The following is a 17,133-nucleotide window of genomic DNA, read 5'->3' as shown; positions in this document are numbered from 1 at the left end:
TTTTAATAAGTCTAAGAGAACCAAATGGTTCTCTTTTTTATTCATTATTTTCAATCTCTCTCACTGCATTATAAACAGCCGCAGGTTCGATATTGAGTAATTTTTTACCAAAACTTCTCAGCCACCAAACGAGTTGTGATGTAAATGGAACTGTTGCCACAACTTCTACAATATTTTCTTCTAGAGATGTAATCGTTTGATCTTTGCTAAGTTGGCTTTCATAAAAGCTTTGAGCAGTGCTTTCGCTCATTGTGAGTTTTAGCTGAATTTGTTCGGTCGGTTTGCTGTAGTCCACTCTAAAACCAAGAGCACCCGAATCAATGTAGTGATCAATATCAAAGTTAACGGGATGTAGAGCACGACTTTCAAGAACAGTCGCTGCTTTAAAACGGTGCAAGGCAAATGTTTGAACTTCTGTTTTATCATTACGTGTACAAATAAGATAAATCACAGCACCTTTTTGAACCAATGCTAGGGGATTTAAGATATAGGTTTTATCTTCGCCTTGATTAATTCTGGCACGATAAACACATTCGATTTGTTTATCTTGCAACAAGCCTTCATAGATGGCTTGTTGTGCATTTTTATCGACCATTGGCGGAATTAAAGGTTGGTTCGCTGGCACGATACGAACACGATTAATCCATTGGCGCACGTTATTTTGAGTTGAAAGACTACGTTTTGCTAAATCAAACCAAGGCATCATCTCTTCGAGTAGACTCGGCGGTAGTAAATGGCGTAGGTGTTCTTCTACCATCATAAAAGTTACTGCTTGGGAACTAGTCATATGCGGTAAGCTTTGGATCGGTGCATCTGAACGCCAGCGCCAACCTTGTGGTACGGTTTTGTTGCTTTCAATCGGGAAGCGTTGTGCAATTTGATTTAGATCTCTTTGAATGGTGCGCAAACTTATATCAATGCCTTCACGTTCCAATATTTCTTGTAGTTCACGTGTACCCATCCATTTACCAGTAGATAGGCGAGACAAAATTTGCCATTGGCGATAAAGGCTATTTGAAGTTTCTTTTTCTTGTATGGATGACATAAGTTCTGAATTTAACTCAATGCTCTAAAGTGTACACAATAAAAAAACTCACTTGATTTAGCAAGTTCATAACACAGAGATTAAGCATTTACGACTGAAACATGGCTAAGTTTAATAGAGTATATAAGTATTGGTTAAAAAATATACATATATTATAAGTGGCATTGAAATTGCTTATTAGAGATATAAATAAATGATGAGACGAGGTTTCTATGTCAGAACAAGAACACGATCTATTTATCACGACTGATTACTATGCGACGGAGCAAACAACAGCAGTAAATTTACAATCGTCTACATTTATTTCACAGCTCAAAGTTAATACAAATTTGTTTGAGCAGCTTAAATCAAAATTCTTTAATGAGATGCTGGATGATAAAAGTTTTAACGGTGAAGCATCTAAGAAGATCGAGGAGTGGTTAAGTCAGCGAAGTCTTGATGAATTAAAAAATCTAGGTGCAGTCGCTAAACAGCATTTTCTATATGAAGGAATTACGTTTAATGTTTATGGAGATCAAGAGGGCACGGAACGTACCATTCCTTTTGATTTGATTCCACGTGTTATTGAAAAAAAACAATGGGAAAAAATTTCTTCAGGTTGTGAGCAGCGTGTTAAAGCTTTGAATTACTTCTTGGATGATATTTATCACGGTCAAAATATCCTAAAAGAAGGCATTATTCCTGCGCATCAAATTATGACTCATGAAGCTTTTCAGCCTCATATGCTGAAGCACCACCTCAAAGGAAAGATATATTCACAAATTAGTGGTATCGATATTATCAGAGATGATCAGGGTGATTTTTTTGTACTAGAGGATAATTTGAGAACACCTTCAGGTGTGTCATATATGCTTGAGAGTAGAAAAATTAGCCAAAAATTGATGCCTGATTTATGTGAGAGTAATAATTTACAAGGTATCGAACACTATCCGAGTCTGTTGAAGCAAGTGCTGACGGAGAATGCTTATGTGGATCAACCTTTAATCGTGGTGTTAACACCAGGGCGTTTTAATAGTGCTTATTATGAACATGCATTTTTGGCACGGGAAATGGATGTACCCTTGGTTACGAGTCGAGATCTATTTGTTGAGAATGATAAAGTATTCGTAAAAACAATTCGTGGACGTCAACAAGTGGATGTAATTTATCGTCGTGTTGATGATGATTTCTTAGATCCTTTAGTCTTTAGACCAGATAGTACATTGGGCGTTGCAGGATTAATGTCGGCATATTTACAACATAATGTTGTGATTGCAAATGCGCCAGGTACAGGTGTTGCTGATGATAAATCTGTTTATCCTTATGTTGGTCAAATGATTGAATATTATCTGGGTGAAAAACCAATTCTAAATAACGTACCAACATATCAATGTCGTGAAGATGATCAATTAGATTATGTATTAAATCATTTAGAAAAATTAGTGGTAAAAGAGGCCCAAGGCTCTGGTGGATATGGAATGCTGATCGGACCACAAGCAGATCAGGCACAGATAGAAGCATTTAAATTAAAGATTATGGAAACGCCACATTTATATATCGCTCAGCCGACTTTAGCGTTGTCTGTGGCACCAACACTAACTGTCGATGGGCTAGCTGAAAGACATATTGATTTAAGACCATTTGTATTGAGTTCTCCTTATCGTACTGAAATCGTACCGGGAGGATTAACGTGAGTTGCGATGCAAGCAGGCTCGCTTGTTGTAAATTCCTCACAGGGTGGGGGTATTAAAGATACTTGGGTGGTAGAAACGTTACGTTCCTAATTTTCCTTCTCATTGTTCAATCGACTCACTCATTTAATTGACTTGAATGAGTGATTTGGAAATTTTAAAAATAAAGGAGGATATCTATGACGTTACTTAGTTCAAGTGCTCAACATGTATATTGGTTAGGTCGTTATTTATTTAGAATCGGTTATGTTGCGGAGCAACTCCCTTTTGTGGATGATCAAAAAGCAGAAGTGTTTGCTCAAGGTTTATGTTTGCATATTGAAGATGCAGAAAATTTGAATCAGTTCATGCTAGATGAGAAACAACCTTACTCATTAATTAATCAACTCGAAATTGCTCGTAATAATATCCAAGAACTTAGAGCTTTATTTTCAGCAACCGCATACGCTGAATTAAATACGTTGATAAAAAATGCGACCAATACACCTGACATGATTTTAGAGCTAGTTCAAGATTGTCGAGAGATTTTAAAAAATGAGAAAGAGGAGATTTTTCTATTTTTTCATCTAGGTCAGTCAGTTGAACAAATCGACACACATTTTAGATTCCATAAAAATATACATTCTGTTCTTGATTCAATTGATCCGATGATAGTTCAGCTTTCTAATTTGGGTTGGAGTGATCTTCAACACAGCTGGAATGGATTGAAAGATCAACCATATCTGAATCAGTTTTATGAATTTACTTATAAATTGGAAAATCAATTTGAGGTGTATGCATGAAACTTATGGTAAATCATCAAACACACTATCGATATACACAAAATGCACGTAATAGCGTGCAGTCAATTAAGATGATGCCGCAAAGTTCTAAGCATCAGATTATTGAGAATTGGCATATCAGTGTACCAGGCGAATATCGTTGCCAACGCGATGCCTTTAATAATCTCTGGTTAACTGCAACACAGCGTCATGATTACCGATATTTGACGATCATGGCTCAAGGAATTGTAGACCTATTTGACACTGAAATCGGGCATTTCGAAAATGAGATTTCGCCTTATATTTTTCTGCAAAGAACCAGTCTGACTCATTGTGATCAGGAGATGTTATATTTCGCACAAGATATTGTTCGCACCAAAGATCGACAGCATTTAATTCTTTTATCTGAGAAGATATTAGAAAAAATGCCATACCAACCTGAGAGCACATCCGTCACAACCTTGGCTACAGATGCATTTTATGCTGCTAAAGGTGTTTGCCAAGACCATGCACATGTCATGATTGCAATGTGTAAAGCATTACATTTACCTGCACGTTATGTTTCTGGTTATTTGTATGATCAGAATCAACCGCACCTTGCCAGTCATGCATGGGCAGAAGTATTTGTTGACAATCAATGGTATTGTTTCGATGTTAGTAACCAGATATTTAGCCCTCAAAATCACATCTATGTAGCAGTTGGTCGAGATTATCTTGATGTTGCTCCTATTCGTGGGGTTCGTGAACAGGGTGGTGTGGAGAGTATGATGTCGGTTGTTCAGGTTTTAGCGTGTTGAAGAAAAGAGAGCAAGATGACCTATTGTTGTGCATTAAGATTGGAGCAAGGTTTAGTACTCATAAGTGATACTAGAACAAATGCAGGGGTCGATCATATTTCAGTATTTCGTAAATTACATACTTTTGGTATCGAGGGTGAGCGTTTCATCGCACTTCAGACCGCAGGTAATTTAGCGACAACACAAGCGGTTTTAGGGCATCTACAAAATTCTTTAACATTGCATCAAGAGCCAAATCTATACACTGTAAATACAATGTTTGAGGTAGCTGAACTTGTTGGTAAAACTTTGCGCAGAGTTTTAGAAGACATCACAAGTAATACGCAAGAACAGATGAATTATTCATGTAGTATCTTGGTGGGTGGACAGATTAAAGGTGAGGAAATGCAGCTCTATAATGTTTACCCTCAAGGAAACTTTATTTGCGCGACTACGGATACACCTTATTTTCAGATTGGTGAAAGCAAGTATGGTAAGCCTATACTAGATCGAGCTTTGCACTATACGATGCCACTAGATGATGCTTTACGCTGTTCTTTGATTTCATTTGACTCAACGCTACGCTCAAATGTATCTGTAGGTTTACCTTTGGACGCTTTGGTATATCACAAAGATAGTTTCGTTATTCCTGAAGGCAAACGAATCAGTGAGGAAGATCCATATTTTACTCAAATTAGTAAACAGTGGTCAGAGACGTTACGTCGAGGTTTACAAGAGTTGCCAAAACCTACAGCGGATTACGGCTTATAAGAAAAAATCCAAGCTTTTGCTTGGATTTTTATTGATTAGATACGTTGTCTTTGTGGTCTATTACTTAGTCGGCATAAAAGTTCATAACCGATCGTACCATTTGCATTTGCGACATCATCAACCAATCGTGTTTTACCCCAAAGTTCAACTTTGGTGCCGACTTTAACTTGAAGATTAGTTGTGTCGATCGCAATCATGTCCATACTTACTCGACCAATAACAGGAGTTAGTTGCTTATTAATGGCTACGTAATTAGGTTTTACATATGCACGTGGATAGCCATCACCATAGCCAATAGAAACAATTGCAATTTGCATACTATTCGTTGCTGTAAAAGTAGAACCATAACCAACGCTTTCGCCTGCTTGTATTTGATTTAATGCAATAATTTCTGCTTCAAAACTCATTACAGGTTTTAAATCAAGTTCATTAACATCTTTATCTGCAAAAGGTGTTGCACCATAAAGCATAATCCCAGGACGTACATAATCAAAATGTAAGTTTGGATATTTATAGATAGCAGCAGAATTACAACAAGAGGCTAATATTGGTTCACATGCATTTTTTACATCTAAAAATTGTTGAATCTGTTGCTCATTTAACGGGTGATCTACATCCGCATTTGCAAAATGCATAGTGAGTACACAGTTAAAATTCAATGATTTTAGTTGATGAATAACGGCTATAATTTCATTAATCTTAAAACCTAAGCGATTCATCCCACTATTTAGCTTTACCCAAACCTTAAGTCCTAAGGCATTATAGGCTTCATTATTTTGGATTAACCATTCTACTTGTTCATGTCGATGTACAACGCATTCAAGTTTCTGTTGAATAACATCTTCCATCTCATCTTCAGTAAATACACCTTCAATTAAGGTGATCGGTTGCGTATACCCTAGTCGCCTAATCTCTAAAGCTTCTTCCAAACAAGCTACACCAAAAGCATCCGTTGCATTTAAGGCGGCTAAACAATCCTGTACTCCATGCCCATATGCATTGGCTTTCACCATACTTACAATTTGGGAATGTGGTGCAAGTTGTTTAACACGGTTTAAATTATATTGTAGTGCTTCACTATCAATATAAATTGTTGCTTGGCGCACCCTGAGTACTCCTTTGGGACGGCTAGAAAATAAGTCAGATTACAAAATATTATGCGTTATTCTTCATCATCAAATTGTGCATAGAATTCAGGTGAAAGATTACTAAAGCGAGTATATTGTCCTTCAAAGGCGAGACGGACAGTACCAATAGGTCCATTACGCTGTTTACCAATGATGATTTCTGCTGTTCCAGCCTCTTTAGATTCTTTGTTATAAACCTCATCACGATAAATAAACATAATCAAATCAGCATCTTGTTCGATCGCTCCAGATTCACGTAAGTCAGACATTACTGGTCGTTTATTTGGGCGATTTTCCAGGCTTCGGTTAAGCTGAGATAATGCAATTACAGGGCAGTTCATTTCTTTTGCTAATGCTTTTAAGCTTCGCGAAATTTCAGAAATCTCACCAACACGGTTATCACCCATACCTGGAACTTTCATCAACTGTAAATAGTCGACCATGATGCAACCGATTTTTCCATCATGCATTTTGGCAATACGTCTTGCACGTGCACGAACTTCAGTTGGGGGTAATGCAGAAGAATCATCAATATAAAGATGTTTTTCTTGTAATTGTAGAATAGTACCAGTTACTTTTGACCATTCGTCGCCGTCCAATTTACCTGAACGTAAATGCCCTTGATGCACCTTCCCATAAGATGAAATCAAACGCATTGCGATTGAATCTGCTGGCATTTCCATAGAGTAAACAAGAGCAGGGAGGTTGCAATTAAACAGTACGCTCTCGACTAAATTCATGGCAAACGTGGTTTTACCCATCGAAGGACGTGCAGCAACAATAATTAAATCGCCCGCCTGCATACCATAGGTTTTATTGTCTAATTCGAGAAAACCTGTAGAAAGTCCTGTGATGTTGCCATCCATTTTGGAAAGCTCATCTAATTTGCTAATTACGTCAGCTGTTACTGAGCTGATCGACTTTGGACCTGAATCTTTTTTATTGTTGTTGTGCTGTTCCGCTAAAGAGAAAATATTAGTTTCAGCTAAGTCTAGAATTTCACTAACAGGACGACCTTTGGTGTCGTATGCATTTTGTAAAATATCAGTACTGACTTTGATCATACTGCGTAAGGTTGAAAATTCCTTAATTTTGCTGGCATAGATCTCAAGGTTATAGAAGCTTGATGGTGAATCTGCCATCAATTGCATTAAGTATTCTTCACCGCCAATCGCATCGAGTAGATTCTGCTTAAGTAACCAGTCATTGACTAACACTGCATCATAAGGTGAGTTTTCTTGTGCTAATTTTTCAATAGCTCGATAAATATACTTATGTCGAGTTGCGTAAAAATCATTTTCCTTGAGTAAGTCACCCACTTGTTCAAATGATTCTGCTACCGTCATTAATGCAGCTAAAACAGCTTGCTCAATCGCAAGATTATGAGGAGGTGTTCTAAACTCTTTTAGTTGACTTGAGTCATTCACTTTACTCTCAGCGTTGGGAGTATTTTTTGCAAAATTGGCATTTGCCTGTGACATAACAAGACCTAATAAAAAGATGAAACCGTAAATGAATGACTATCTTAATCCAAATGGATACCAACAGGAGAAGTTTATTAAAGAAAATTTTTTAAGTGATGAAAAAGTAGAATCAAAGCTTAAAGCTAAATTATGGACATAAAAAAAGAGCATGTAAAAACATGCTCTTTTTTTTGCAGAAATTACTCAGATACGATAGTAACGAGAACTTCAGCAACAACATCATGATGCAATTGGATTGCGATGTTGAATTCACCAGTGTGACGAAGCGCACCGTTTGGTAAACGAACTTCAGCACGATCTACTGCTAGACCAGCGTTCGTTAAAGCGTCAGCGATGTCACGAGTACCGATAGAACCGAAAAGTTTACCTTCATCACCAGCTTTAGCAGTGATAACGATATTTACTTCGTTCAATTGTTCAGCACGTGCATTCGCAGCAGCTAAAATAGCAGCTTCTTGTTTCTCAAGTTCAGCACGACGAGCTTCAAATGCAGCAGTGTTTGCTTCAGTTGCAGCTACAGCTTTACCTTGAGGGATCAAGAAGTTACGACCGTAACCAGCTTTTACTGATACTTTGTCGCCTAATTTACCAAGGTTCTTAATGCGTTGTAATAAGATAACGTCCACAGCTCACCTCACTTACTTATGGTTGTCAGTGTACGGAATCAAAGACAAATAGCGAGCTTGTTTAATAGCTAACGCTAATTGACGTTGATAACGAGCTTTAGTACCTGTAATACGGCTAGGAACAATCTTGCCGTTTTCAGTGATGTACTGTTTTAAAGTGTCGATATCTTTGTAGTCGATGTACGCAACATTCTCAGCTGTAAAGCGGCAGAACTTGCGACGACGGTAAAAACGTGCCATTGATGTTCTCCTTATTCAGCTTCTTGAATTGCTTGTTGTGCTTCTTCACGTTGAGCTTTACGCGCACGTTTTTCTTCAGCACTCTTAGCAAGTAAAGATTCTTCAGTAATTGCGTGTTCACGACGGATGATGATGTTACGAATGATTGCATCGTTATAACGGAACAATTCTTCTAATTCATCAAGAGTCGTTTGACCACATTCAACATTCATAAGAATGTAGTGTGCTTTGTGAATCTTGTTAATCGGGTAAGCCAATTGGCGGCGGCCCCAATCTTCTAAACGGTGAATTTGACCATCAGCTTCTTTGATCTGAGAGATATAGCGTTCAACCATACCTACAACTTGATCGCTTTGGTCTGGGTGTACCAATAGTACGATTTCGTAGTGACGCATTGTCAGCTCCTTACGGTTTAAGCAGCCCCTAACTTAAAATGAGTCAGAAGCAAGGAGTCATAACTTAAAAAGTTATGTCGCAAATTGCGAAGCTGCGATTTTAGACACCTTTCACCCAAATCGCAAGTAAATTCACGGTTTTTCACGCAGTAAAAAGATCACATAGCCTTTAAAATGCGGATCATGAACTGTCTTTAAGTCACTATATAATTTTCCATATTGTACAAAACCAACTTTATAAGGCAGTTTAAGACTTGCTATACGTTTTAAATATTCAGGGTAATTGGGAATAGAGGTGGTGCCTTGATAGGTTTGGATCACTAGTTCATCAATATTTTGTCTAAGAAGTTTTAGGGTGCCTTGCTCTTTAAAATTTGTCCAATCAAGTAATCCTGTAATACTTAGTTTGTATTGAGCGGGAAGTTGACTTCTGAATTGACTTAAAAAATTTGCGTATTCATTTAGATTTCGGGTTTTACTGTCAAAATCAATTTGAATCCCTTCAATCTGATTGCCTAGATTTTTCCAATGGTTTAAGCGAGTTAAGATAGTTTGGTAATTTTGTGAACTCCAATCTAAGTGGTGGGTTCGAAAAACGAGCCAAATTTTTTGATTGGGTAGTTTTAAAGTACCAATACCTTGCGGTATCAAAATTGAAGTCTGTTTTTGTTTTGAATAACGGATTTCACCTTGCAGAATATAAAGCTCTTTAGCCTTTGAAAGATAGGGGGCAGATTTGATTTCACCCCAAATCCAAAAGGATTGAAATTGATTGGCATCGATAGTTGGAGTTGCTGGTCGACTCGGTTGGTTTAGCCCCAATATCAACAGCAACATACTAAAAAGAATACACCTTAACCACATTAAAGGATAAACCTACCAATAATATTTCAGTGATTTAGCCCATGTACTTGTTGGATAATCTCTTTTGATTTGATCGTACCATTGTTTACGTGTGTTTTTAGTCACTTCGATACCCCCGCAATCATTTATTCCACTCGGTGCATAACATTGAATTGCCCTATACAGTGCATAAGCATGTAAATCATCTTTTCGAGAAGATTTGATAATGTCTTTATAAATTTCACCGCGTGCGAAAATTTTTCCACTTATAGTTGGTTTTTGTTGCTCGTCATAGCTGAGTTGTTGCAGGCTATAACCTTGTTCACTTCGCATAAACTCTCCCAAACAAATGTTGAGTAGGGGATCATTTGGCAATTTACTGAGTTGTTGGGTCAATGTTAAGAGATTATCGCATTTGAGTTGAGCCGTGATCTTTGATCCATTCCAAATAAAACTAGCAAACTCAGGTTTGTTTTTTAAGTGTTCTTTTGCGCTTGAATATCCTTTGTATTCACTCGCATTTTTAGGCAAATATGAATATTTCTGTTGAAATAAATCGAATCTCTGGTGAACTAAACTTTTGCTTAATAAGGTATGAATAGCAGCTTGTTTTTGATCGACAGTGCTTTGATTAGATTGAATAATCTTGTCTAAACTATCTATATTTGCTTGTTGAGTTATAAATTGTTTTTGTAGATTTGGTTGGCTTATTTTGGCTTGCTTTCCTATAAAAGCTGAATAATCTTGTTTGATATTCAAATGTTTAGATAATGCGGTTTCAAATAAACCCTTCTGATAAAGTGTATGTGCTTGAGCAAGCTGGTTAGTCCAGTATTCTTCAGCAGTTTGGTTTTGACCGAGTTTTTCCAATATTTGACCTTTTAAAAAAGTTTGGCTTAGTTGTAAATAATTGGTATTTTTAGTATTTGGCTTTGGTAGATAATTTAAAGCATCTTGGGGTTTATTCTGGATAAAAAATAAATGAATTGCTCTTAAATAGTTAAATAACTCAGGTTGAGTTTTAAAGAAATCTTTTTGTGCATTAAGTTGAGACCACGTAATAGGTTGGTAATGTTCAGTTTTGTAGCCACGCATATTCATTAAATTATATATCGTCAAGAAAAAAGGGTCCTTGAGATTTTTGAGTTCAAATGAATTGCTACTAAAAATACGTCTATCAATTTCAGCAGGAAGTTGTCCCATATCTAAATTGTAAAATTTAGATTTAGGATTTTGAATTTGCCATACGATCTCATTGACTAAAAGATCTTGGCGTTTAGATAACCAAAAACCACGACGTAAAAATCCACGTGCACTTGCTACATAACGACCATTAGGATAAGCATTTAGATAGTTCGTGATATGACTTATGAACTGTTTTAGTAAATTTTGATTAATATTATCAAGGTATACATCACCGTATTGATCAACACCTGTTGCATAAGCTGAATTGAGTGTCGTCCGAATCAACATATATAGAGCTGTTTCTTTCAACCATGCATCTTCAACCGAAGTTAATACCGTAAAAATTTTCGTAGAAGATGAATAGTTAGCATTATAAAACAAAATACTCGCATTTAAATAAGATGCGTATTGACGCGTGGTTGTTGACCAATTTGGATCGATAGAGATCAATGCAATTTTATTGTCACATTGATTCATCTTCTTGCGTTCGTTGATCAGAACCAGCTTTTCATTTGCTGGAATTAGTTTATGGGTTTTAACTTGATCAATAAAAGCATTGTTGCCTGAATTAAAACTGTAACAACGTTCATCAAATATGATTTCGTCTTTTACTGCTAATTCATTTCTCTGATTCTGAATTTTATTCTTCGTTGCCAACGATACATTTGCAGCATCAAATGGCACATAACCAAAAGTCGCATCCCATAAGTTTTGATCTATCTGCATTGGTTCGATTTCAGCTAGACCCAAATCGCTTAGTAATAAGGCAGTATTAGTTTGACTATCGTTTGAAGGATATAGAACAGGTAAATTACTGCAACCATTTAGATCGCGATCATCTAAGTGTAGATTTGGTTCACAGATATTTTCAGCTCCAGCATAAATACTTTGAGCTTGAATAGAAATTGCTGTGATAAAAGTATAAAAAATGGGTTTTAAAATCGATATATTTTGAAGTTTCATTTAGGCAATAAAGTATGAATGTTTTTATTGCACGAAATGATAACAATTGAAGCAGAGAATAAAAAGATAGAGGTTCCTCTATCTTTTTAGAAAATAGGGAAGGTGGGTGCAGGACTATTAAAAGTAAAACTGAAACTTAAACTAATTACAGTAATCAAAATCACTGAAAATAAGAAAAAGCGTTTTGCCCAAAGTTGGTCATTTTCAGCTTTAAAACCTAAAATACCAATGTAGAACCAGTATGCACACAGTAAATTACAAATCACCAAGAATACAATATTGGTATATCCATAAACATATAAACCATTCATCGCAATAGTAAATAAAATCACATAAATTAAGGATTCTATTTTCGTGCGTAGAATAGAGCGTGCTACAGGTAAAATTGGTACTCCTGCGTTTTTATAATCATCAAAACGATAGATAGCAATCGCCCAAGAATGTGGCATTTGCCATAAAGCATATGCAACAAAAATTAATAGGGCAGCCATATCAAATTGTTGAGTTACAGCCGTATAACCAATAACAGGAGGACTCGCTCCAGAAATACTACCAATTACAGTTTGATGGATTGTAGTACGTTTAGTCCACAAACTATAAAAACCGACATAGACAACAAAACCAATGACAGCAAACAAGAATGCATATGCATTTACAAAGAACCATAAAATGCCAAATCCAATAGCTCCTAAGACCAATGCATAGAGCATTGCAATTGTTGGAGAGATTGTCTTTTTAACAAGAGCACGATTCATCGTACGCTGCATTTTTTGATCGATATCTTGGTCAATCACATTATTCACGACACAACCAGAAGCAACTACAAAAGTTGTCCCTAGTAAGGTCAATAATAATAAGAGGATATCTATAGCGCCTTGGGCGGCTAAAAAGAAGCCGCCCAAGGTGGTAATAAAATTACCGAAGAGAATTCCTGGTTTAGTCAGGAATAAATACTTTTTCCACATGATAATCAGTTTAGATCATCATGTTGTAGTGTAGGTAATTCATAATCCATACTGAACCAACAAGAAGAACAGCGATACATAGGATTGTGTAGATGAATGCAATCAAGTTCCAGCGTTGTTCTGATGATGTATTCATGTGTAGGAAATACACAAGCTGTACAAGCACCTGAGCAACCGCTGTAATTGCGATTACAGTCATTAAAATACCACGACTAAAACCACCCGCCATCACCATTCCAAAAGGAATGATGGTGAGGACAACAGACAGGATGAAACCAACCGTGTACTGTTTGAAGTTACCGTGTGATGCACCTGCAGCATTATGGTCATGACCACTCATTAGAGAACTCCCATTAAGTAAACGACGCTGAATACACAGATCCAAACGATGTCAAGGAAGTGCCAGAACAAGCTTAAGCAAGCAAGACGACGTGTATTCGGTAGTGTCAAACCATTCTTCTTGATTTGATACATAAGCACGAGCATCCAAACTAAACCAGAAGTTACGTGGATACCGTGTGTACCAACTAAAGTAAAGAATGCTGATAAGAACGCACTATGAGTTGGACCATGGCCAGCATGTACAAGGTGCTGGAATTCATAAATTTCCATCCCAATAAACGTTGCACCAAATAAGAAAGTAACAAACAACCAAGCAATCACTTGATTAACGTTCTTTTTATAAGATGCAAGAACAGCGAATCCAAATGTTACCGAAGAGATCAAAAGGGCAAAGGTCTCAGTTAAAACAAAACCTAAAGAATCACCAAAAAGATCTTTCGCACTTGGAGTACCAGGCGGAATATGACTGCTTAATACAGCGAACGCAATGAAGAGTGATCCGAAAAGAATCAAGTCACTCATCAAATATGTCCAGAAACCAAAGACCGTTAAGTCTGTGTCATCGTGTTCGTGATGACCGTCATGACCGTGGTTGTCGTGATGAAGTACTTCAGCCATTTCCTTAGTCCTTCTTCAAGTGTTTTTCAAGTAACGCATAGCGTTCATTTTCAATACGTTCAACTTCCGCAGCAGGTACGTAGTAATCAACATTCTTAGTGAATGAACTTACGATCAAGCTAACAACTGAAGCAACGAAAGAAACAACTACAAGCCACCAAATATGCCAGATCAATGCAAAACCAAGAACAGTAATGAACATTGCAATGATGAAACCAGCTGCACGATTAGTCGGCATATGGATATCTTCATATTTAGTATCGCGTGCGTAAGCTACACCATTTTCTTTATCTGTCCAGAAGCGGTCGATACCGTCAGCTGCTGGTAGATGTGCAAAGTTATAGAATGGAGCAGGAGATGAGGTAGCCCATTCAAATGTACGACCATCCCATGGATCGCCTGTGTAGTCCATATTTTGATGACGTTGTAAGAAACCAACGATAATCTGCATAAGGAAACAAGCAATACCGATAGCAATCAATACTGCACCGAACAATGCAATTGCTAAGTATGGATCCCATTCAGGGTTGTCATATGTATTCAAACGACGTGTCATACCCATGAAGCCAAGGATATAAAGAGGCATGAATGCAAAGTAGAAACCAATAAACCAGAACCAGAACGCAGCTTTACCCCAAGCTTCATTGAGTTTCCAACCAAACATTTTCGGCCAGTAGAAGATGATGCCGGCAAACATACCAAACACCACACCACCGATAATTACGTTATGGAAGTGAGCAATCAAGAAGAGTGAGTTGTGTACAAGGAAGTCCGCAGGTGGAACAGCCATAAGTACACCAGTTAAACCACCGATACCAAAAGTCACAAGGAAGCCAAGTGTCCAAAGCATCGGGGTAGTATAAGTAATGCGTCCCTTATACATTGTGAATAACCAAGAGAAGATTTTCACACCTGTAGGAATCGCAATAACCATCGTCATAATACCGAAGAATGCGTTAACGTTTGCACCCGCACCCATGGTAAAGAAGTGGTGAAGCCATACAACGAACGCAAGTACAGTAATTGCGATAGTTGCATATACCATTGATTTGTAACCGAACAACGTCTTACGAGAGAAAGTTGCAACGATTTCTGAGTATAGACCAAATGCTGGTAATACTAAGATGTAAACTTCTGGGTGACCCCAAGTCCAAATCAAGTTCACATAAAGCATTGGGCTACCGCCAAGCTCATTTGTGAAGAAGTGGAAACCGAAGTAACGGTCTAATGTCAACATTGCAAGCGTACCTGTTAATACAGGGAAAGATGCAATGATTAACACAGCTGTGCAGAGTGATGTCCAAGTGAAAATAGGCATGTCCATTAATTTCATGCCAGGTGCACGCATTTTAATAATGGTAACGAAGAAGTTAACACCAGATAAAAGCGTACCTAAACCTGAAACTTGCAGTGCCCAAATGTAGTAGTCAACACCTACACCAGGAGAATATTCGATGCCAGATAGAGGTGGATAAGCCATCCAACCTGTCGCAGCGAATTCACCTAACGCTAGTGAAGCCATCATCAACCCAGCAGCACCAGCAAATAACCAGAAACTTAGTGAGTTCAATAATGGGAATGCAACGTCACGAGCACCAATTTGTAGCGGTACTGAGATGTTCATCATACCTACAACGAGACCCATTGCCACGAAGAAGATCATGATTACACCATGTGCGGTAAAAATCTGATCGTAGTGTTCTGGGTGTAGGTAACCTTCACCACCGCCTTTAGCGAGGAAAAGTTGTAAACGCATCATGATTGCATCAGCGAAACCACGCAATAGCATGATTACAGATACAATGATATACATAATACCGATTTTTTTATGGTCTACTGATGTGAACCATTCGTTCCACAGATAGCCCCATTTTTTGAAATAAGTAATACCAGCAACAAGCGCGATACCACCTAAAACCATCATTGCAACTGTGACCAACACGATCGGATCGTGCGGAATTGCATCAAGTCCTAACTTTCCAAACATGTCTTATTCCTCTGTAGAAGCTGTGGCATGTTCATCATTGGTATGAGTTGCTTCAGTTGCATGCTCAGCAGGAGCTGAGTGGTCTGCACCATGATAGTTGCTCATATAATGATTGATAACAGATTCGAATAATTTAGGCTCAACTGAAGAATAATAAGTCACAGGATGTGGCTCTGTAGGGTAAGGCTTCATTTCTTCAGCCTCTTGCTTTTCTTCTGGAGTCTTTGCTTTTGCTACAAGTGCTTCGATCTGATATTTAGAACGATTGCCATCTTTAAGAGTCGCTAATTCAGCTTGGTCAAGTGTACCTTTTTGAATTGCTTCAGCATTGATACTTGTACCATTACCCGCTTTAACAGCTTCTACCCACTGTGCAAACTCTGGTTCAGTTACACTATGTGCCTTGAAGCGCATTTGTGAGAAACCATAACCTGAATAGTTAGCTGAGAAACCACGGAATACACCTGGTTCGTCTGCTAAAAGGTGAAGATGAGTCTGCATACCCGCCATAGCGTAGATCTGACCACCTAACTGTGGGATGAAGAACGAGTTCATCGTAAAGTTAGAAGTAATCTTAAAGCTTACAGGCGTTTTTTCTGGGAAGCGTACTTCGTTTACCGTTGCAATATTTTGCTCAGGATAGATAAAAATCCATTTGAATTGTTCAGCGATGGCTTGAACAGTTAAAGGCGCTTTATCTGACTCTAACGGACGGTAAGGGTCGTACTTGTGGGAACCCCACCAAGTTAACCAAGCTAAAATACCAATAATAATGACAGGAACACCCCAAACAACGATCTCAATTGTCGTAGAGTGTGCCCAAGTAGGTTTATAGTCTGCATCTTTATTCGATGCGCGATATTGCCAACCAAACCATAATGCCATGATAATTGATGGAATTACCACCAAAAGCATTAGATAGATCGCAGTCATCATGAGGTCACTTTGACCTTGACCAACTGGACCTTTATTGTTTAGTAGTACCATATCACCGCCACACCCAGTCAAGAGTGCAGCCATCGTTGATAAAGACAATACAGCTAAAATCGTTTGTCTCATTTTACAACCTCGGTGAAGAGTCCCATTCCCTAATTAAATTATGGGATAGCGATTAAAGTGTCGCATGATTGATAAGAATTTTTTGTGAAATGCTTGTCAATTATCCGACACCGCTACGTTGTAGGGCATTATGCCTCATATTGAAAAACTAAGCTACTGATAAAGTACGCTGAAATGCTTGTTTTCAAACCCGATTTATCTTGTAGGGATTCGGGTTCAGTTGTTATTTTTCTCTATAGATATCAATTTAATATATAAAAAAAGAGGAGTAAATCC

The 17,133-nt window shown here is 37.7% G+C and carries 16 protein-coding genes and 1 pseudogene; 4 read left to right on the top strand and 13 right to left on the bottom strand.

The features are described from left to right. Positions 1 to 37: 37 nt before the first annotated feature. Positions 38 to 1,045 (bottom strand): YafY family protein, encoded by a 1,008-nt coding sequence (locus tag IRT38_RS17575; protein ID WP_227592167.1) that lies wholly within the window; start codon positions 1,043 to 1,045, stop codon positions 38 to 40. A gap of 212 nt (positions 1,046 to 1,257) precedes the next feature. Between IRT38_RS17575 and IRT38_RS13080 the strand changes: the two are divergent. The 4 genes and pseudogenes from IRT38_RS13080 (at position 1,258) to IRT38_RS13065 (ending at position 5,023) form a co-directional block, all read left to right on the top strand. Next, positions 1,258 to 2,808, top strand: a pseudogene (locus tag IRT38_RS13080) (circularly permuted type 2 ATP-grasp protein). An 86-nt stretch (positions 2,809 to 2,894) separates the two neighbouring features. Beyond that, complete coding sequence (locus tag IRT38_RS13075) at positions 2,895 to 3,497, top strand: alpha-E domain-containing protein (RefSeq protein WP_004955104.1); 603 nt, start codon at positions 2,895 to 2,897, stop codon at positions 3,495 to 3,497. Then, positions 3,494 to 4,273 carry a transglutaminase domain-containing protein gene (locus IRT38_RS13070; protein WP_112987275.1) on the top strand — a complete coding sequence of 260 codons (780 nt, stop codon included), beginning with the start codon at positions 3,494 to 3,496 and terminating at the stop codon, positions 4,271 to 4,273. The genes IRT38_RS13075 and IRT38_RS13070 overlap by 4 nt, the downstream gene beginning before the upstream one ends. A gap of 15 nt (positions 4,274 to 4,288) precedes the next feature. Further along, on the top strand, positions 4,289 to 5,023 hold the full coding sequence (locus IRT38_RS13065; RefSeq protein WP_004955098.1) for a proteasome-type protease: 735 nt from the start codon (positions 4,289 to 4,291) through the stop codon (positions 5,021 to 5,023). 35 nt (positions 5,024 to 5,058) lie between these two features. Here the strand turns inward: IRT38_RS13065 and alr are convergent, their stop codons facing one another. The 12 genes from alr to cyoA form a co-directional block, all read right to left on the bottom strand. Further along, complete coding sequence (alr, locus tag IRT38_RS13060; protein ID WP_194597946.1) at positions 5,059 to 6,129, bottom strand: alanine racemase; 1,071 nt, start codon at positions 6,127 to 6,129, stop codon at positions 5,059 to 5,061. A 56-nt stretch (positions 6,130 to 6,185) separates the two neighbouring features. Next, the gene (gene dnaB, locus IRT38_RS13055; RefSeq protein WP_004912188.1) at positions 6,186 to 7,631 is read right to left on the bottom strand and encodes a replicative DNA helicase; all 1,446 of its coding nucleotides are present in this window, start codon (positions 7,629 to 7,631) and stop codon (positions 6,186 to 6,188) included. Between the two features lie 182 nt (positions 7,632 to 7,813). Next, a complete protein-coding gene (rplI, locus tag IRT38_RS13050; RefSeq protein WP_004912185.1) occupies positions 7,814 to 8,260 on the bottom strand; it encodes a 50S ribosomal protein L9 in 447 nt (148 codons plus the stop codon). Positions 8,261 to 8,272: 12 nt separating this feature from the next. Next, entirely contained in the window at positions 8,273 to 8,500 is a 228-nt protein-coding gene (gene rpsR / locus IRT38_RS13045) for a 30S ribosomal protein S18 (RefSeq protein ID WP_000090661.1), read from the bottom strand. A gap of 11 nt (positions 8,501 to 8,511) precedes the next feature. Then, positions 8,512 to 8,895: a 30S ribosomal protein S6 gene (rpsF, locus tag IRT38_RS13040; RefSeq protein WP_004912183.1), complete on the bottom strand. Its 384-nt coding sequence runs from the start codon at positions 8,893 to 8,895 to the stop codon at positions 8,512 to 8,514. A gap of 132 nt (positions 8,896 to 9,027) precedes the next feature. After that, a complete protein-coding gene (locus tag IRT38_RS13035; protein WP_194597945.1) occupies positions 9,028 to 9,759 on the bottom strand; it encodes a DUF3142 domain-containing protein in 732 nt (243 codons plus the stop codon). A gap of 12 nt (positions 9,760 to 9,771) precedes the next feature. Further along, positions 9,772 to 11,886: a hypothetical protein gene (locus IRT38_RS13030; protein ID WP_194597944.1), complete on the bottom strand. Its 2,115-nt coding sequence runs from the start codon at positions 11,884 to 11,886 to the stop codon at positions 9,772 to 9,774. Positions 11,887 to 11,972: 86 nt separating this feature from the next. Beyond that, positions 11,973 to 12,851 (bottom strand): heme o synthase, encoded by an 879-nt coding sequence (cyoE, locus tag IRT38_RS13025; RefSeq protein WP_004962903.1) that lies wholly within the window; start codon positions 12,849 to 12,851, stop codon positions 11,973 to 11,975. 10 nt (positions 12,852 to 12,861) lie between these two features. After that, entirely contained in the window at positions 12,862 to 13,191 is a 330-nt protein-coding gene (locus tag IRT38_RS13020; protein ID WP_004912170.1) for a cytochrome o ubiquinol oxidase subunit IV, read from the bottom strand. Beyond that, complete coding sequence (gene cyoC / locus IRT38_RS13015; protein ID WP_004962899.1) at positions 13,191 to 13,811, bottom strand: cytochrome o ubiquinol oxidase subunit III; 621 nt, start codon at positions 13,809 to 13,811, stop codon at positions 13,191 to 13,193. Before cyoC ends, IRT38_RS13020 begins: the two co-directional genes overlap by 1 nt. Before the next feature lie 4 nt (positions 13,812 to 13,815). Continuing rightward, positions 13,816 to 15,798 carry a cytochrome o ubiquinol oxidase subunit I gene (gene cyoB, locus IRT38_RS13010; RefSeq protein ID WP_004962896.1) on the bottom strand — a complete coding sequence of 661 codons (1,983 nt, stop codon included), beginning with the start codon at positions 15,796 to 15,798 and terminating at the stop codon, positions 13,816 to 13,818. Between the two features lie 3 nt (positions 15,799 to 15,801). Then, complete coding sequence (gene cyoA / locus IRT38_RS13005) at positions 15,802 to 16,857, bottom strand: ubiquinol oxidase subunit II (protein ID WP_194597943.1); 1,056 nt, start codon at positions 16,855 to 16,857, stop codon at positions 15,802 to 15,804. Between the last annotated feature and the right edge of the window lie 276 nt (positions 16,858 to 17,133).

The sequence above is a fragment of the Acinetobacter sp. SK-43 genome (assembly GCF_015351505.1).
In the GTDB taxonomy this organism is placed as follows: Bacteria; Pseudomonadota; Gammaproteobacteria; order Pseudomonadales; family Moraxellaceae; genus Acinetobacter; species Acinetobacter junii.
This window is presented reverse-complemented; position numbering and strand designations above follow the sequence as displayed.

Coding starts and splice junctions, on each gene's coding strand:
- IRT38_RS13065 (WP_004955098.1), top strand. CDS start 4,289: ATGACCTATTGTTGTGCATTAAGATTGGAGCAAGGTTTAGTACTCATA.
- cyoB (WP_004962896.1), bottom strand. CDS start 15,798: ATGTTTGGAAAGTTAGGACTTGATGCAATTCCGCACGATCCGATCGTG.
- rpsR (WP_000090661.1), bottom strand. CDS start 8,500: ATGGCACGTTTTTACCGTCGTCGCAAGTTCTGCCGCTTTACAGCTGAG.
- IRT38_RS13075 (WP_004955104.1), top strand. CDS start 2,895: ATGACGTTACTTAGTTCAAGTGCTCAACATGTATATTGGTTAGGTCGT.
- IRT38_RS13030 (WP_194597944.1), bottom strand. CDS start 11,886: ATGAAACTTCAAAATATATCGATTTTAAAACCCATTTTTTATACTTTT.
- cyoC (WP_004962899.1), bottom strand. CDS start 13,811: ATGGCTGAAGTACTTCATCACGACAACCACGGTCATGACGGTCATCAC.
- IRT38_RS13035 (WP_194597945.1), bottom strand. CDS start 9,759: ATGTGGTTAAGGTGTATTCTTTTTAGTATGTTGCTGTTGATATTGGGG.
- cyoA (WP_194597943.1), bottom strand. CDS start 16,857: ATGAGACAAACGATTTTAGCTGTATTGTCTTTATCAACGATGGCTGCA.
- IRT38_RS17575 (WP_227592167.1), bottom strand. CDS start 1,045: ATGTCATCCATACAAGAAAAAGAAACTTCAAATAGCCTTTATCGCCAA.
- cyoE (WP_004962903.1), bottom strand. CDS start 12,851: ATGTGGAAAAAGTATTTATTCCTGACTAAACCAGGAATTCTCTTCGGT.
- rpsF (WP_004912183.1), bottom strand. CDS start 8,895: ATGCGTCACTACGAAATCGTACTATTGGTACACCCAGACCAAAGCGAT.
- IRT38_RS13070 (WP_112987275.1), top strand. CDS start 3,494: ATGAAACTTATGGTAAATCATCAAACACACTATCGATATACACAAAAT.
- dnaB (WP_004912188.1), bottom strand. CDS start 7,631: ATGTCACAGGCAAATGCCAATTTTGCAAAAAATACTCCCAACGCTGAG.
- IRT38_RS13020 (WP_004912170.1), bottom strand. CDS start 13,191: ATGAGTGGTCATGACCATAATGCTGCAGGTGCATCACACGGTAACTTC.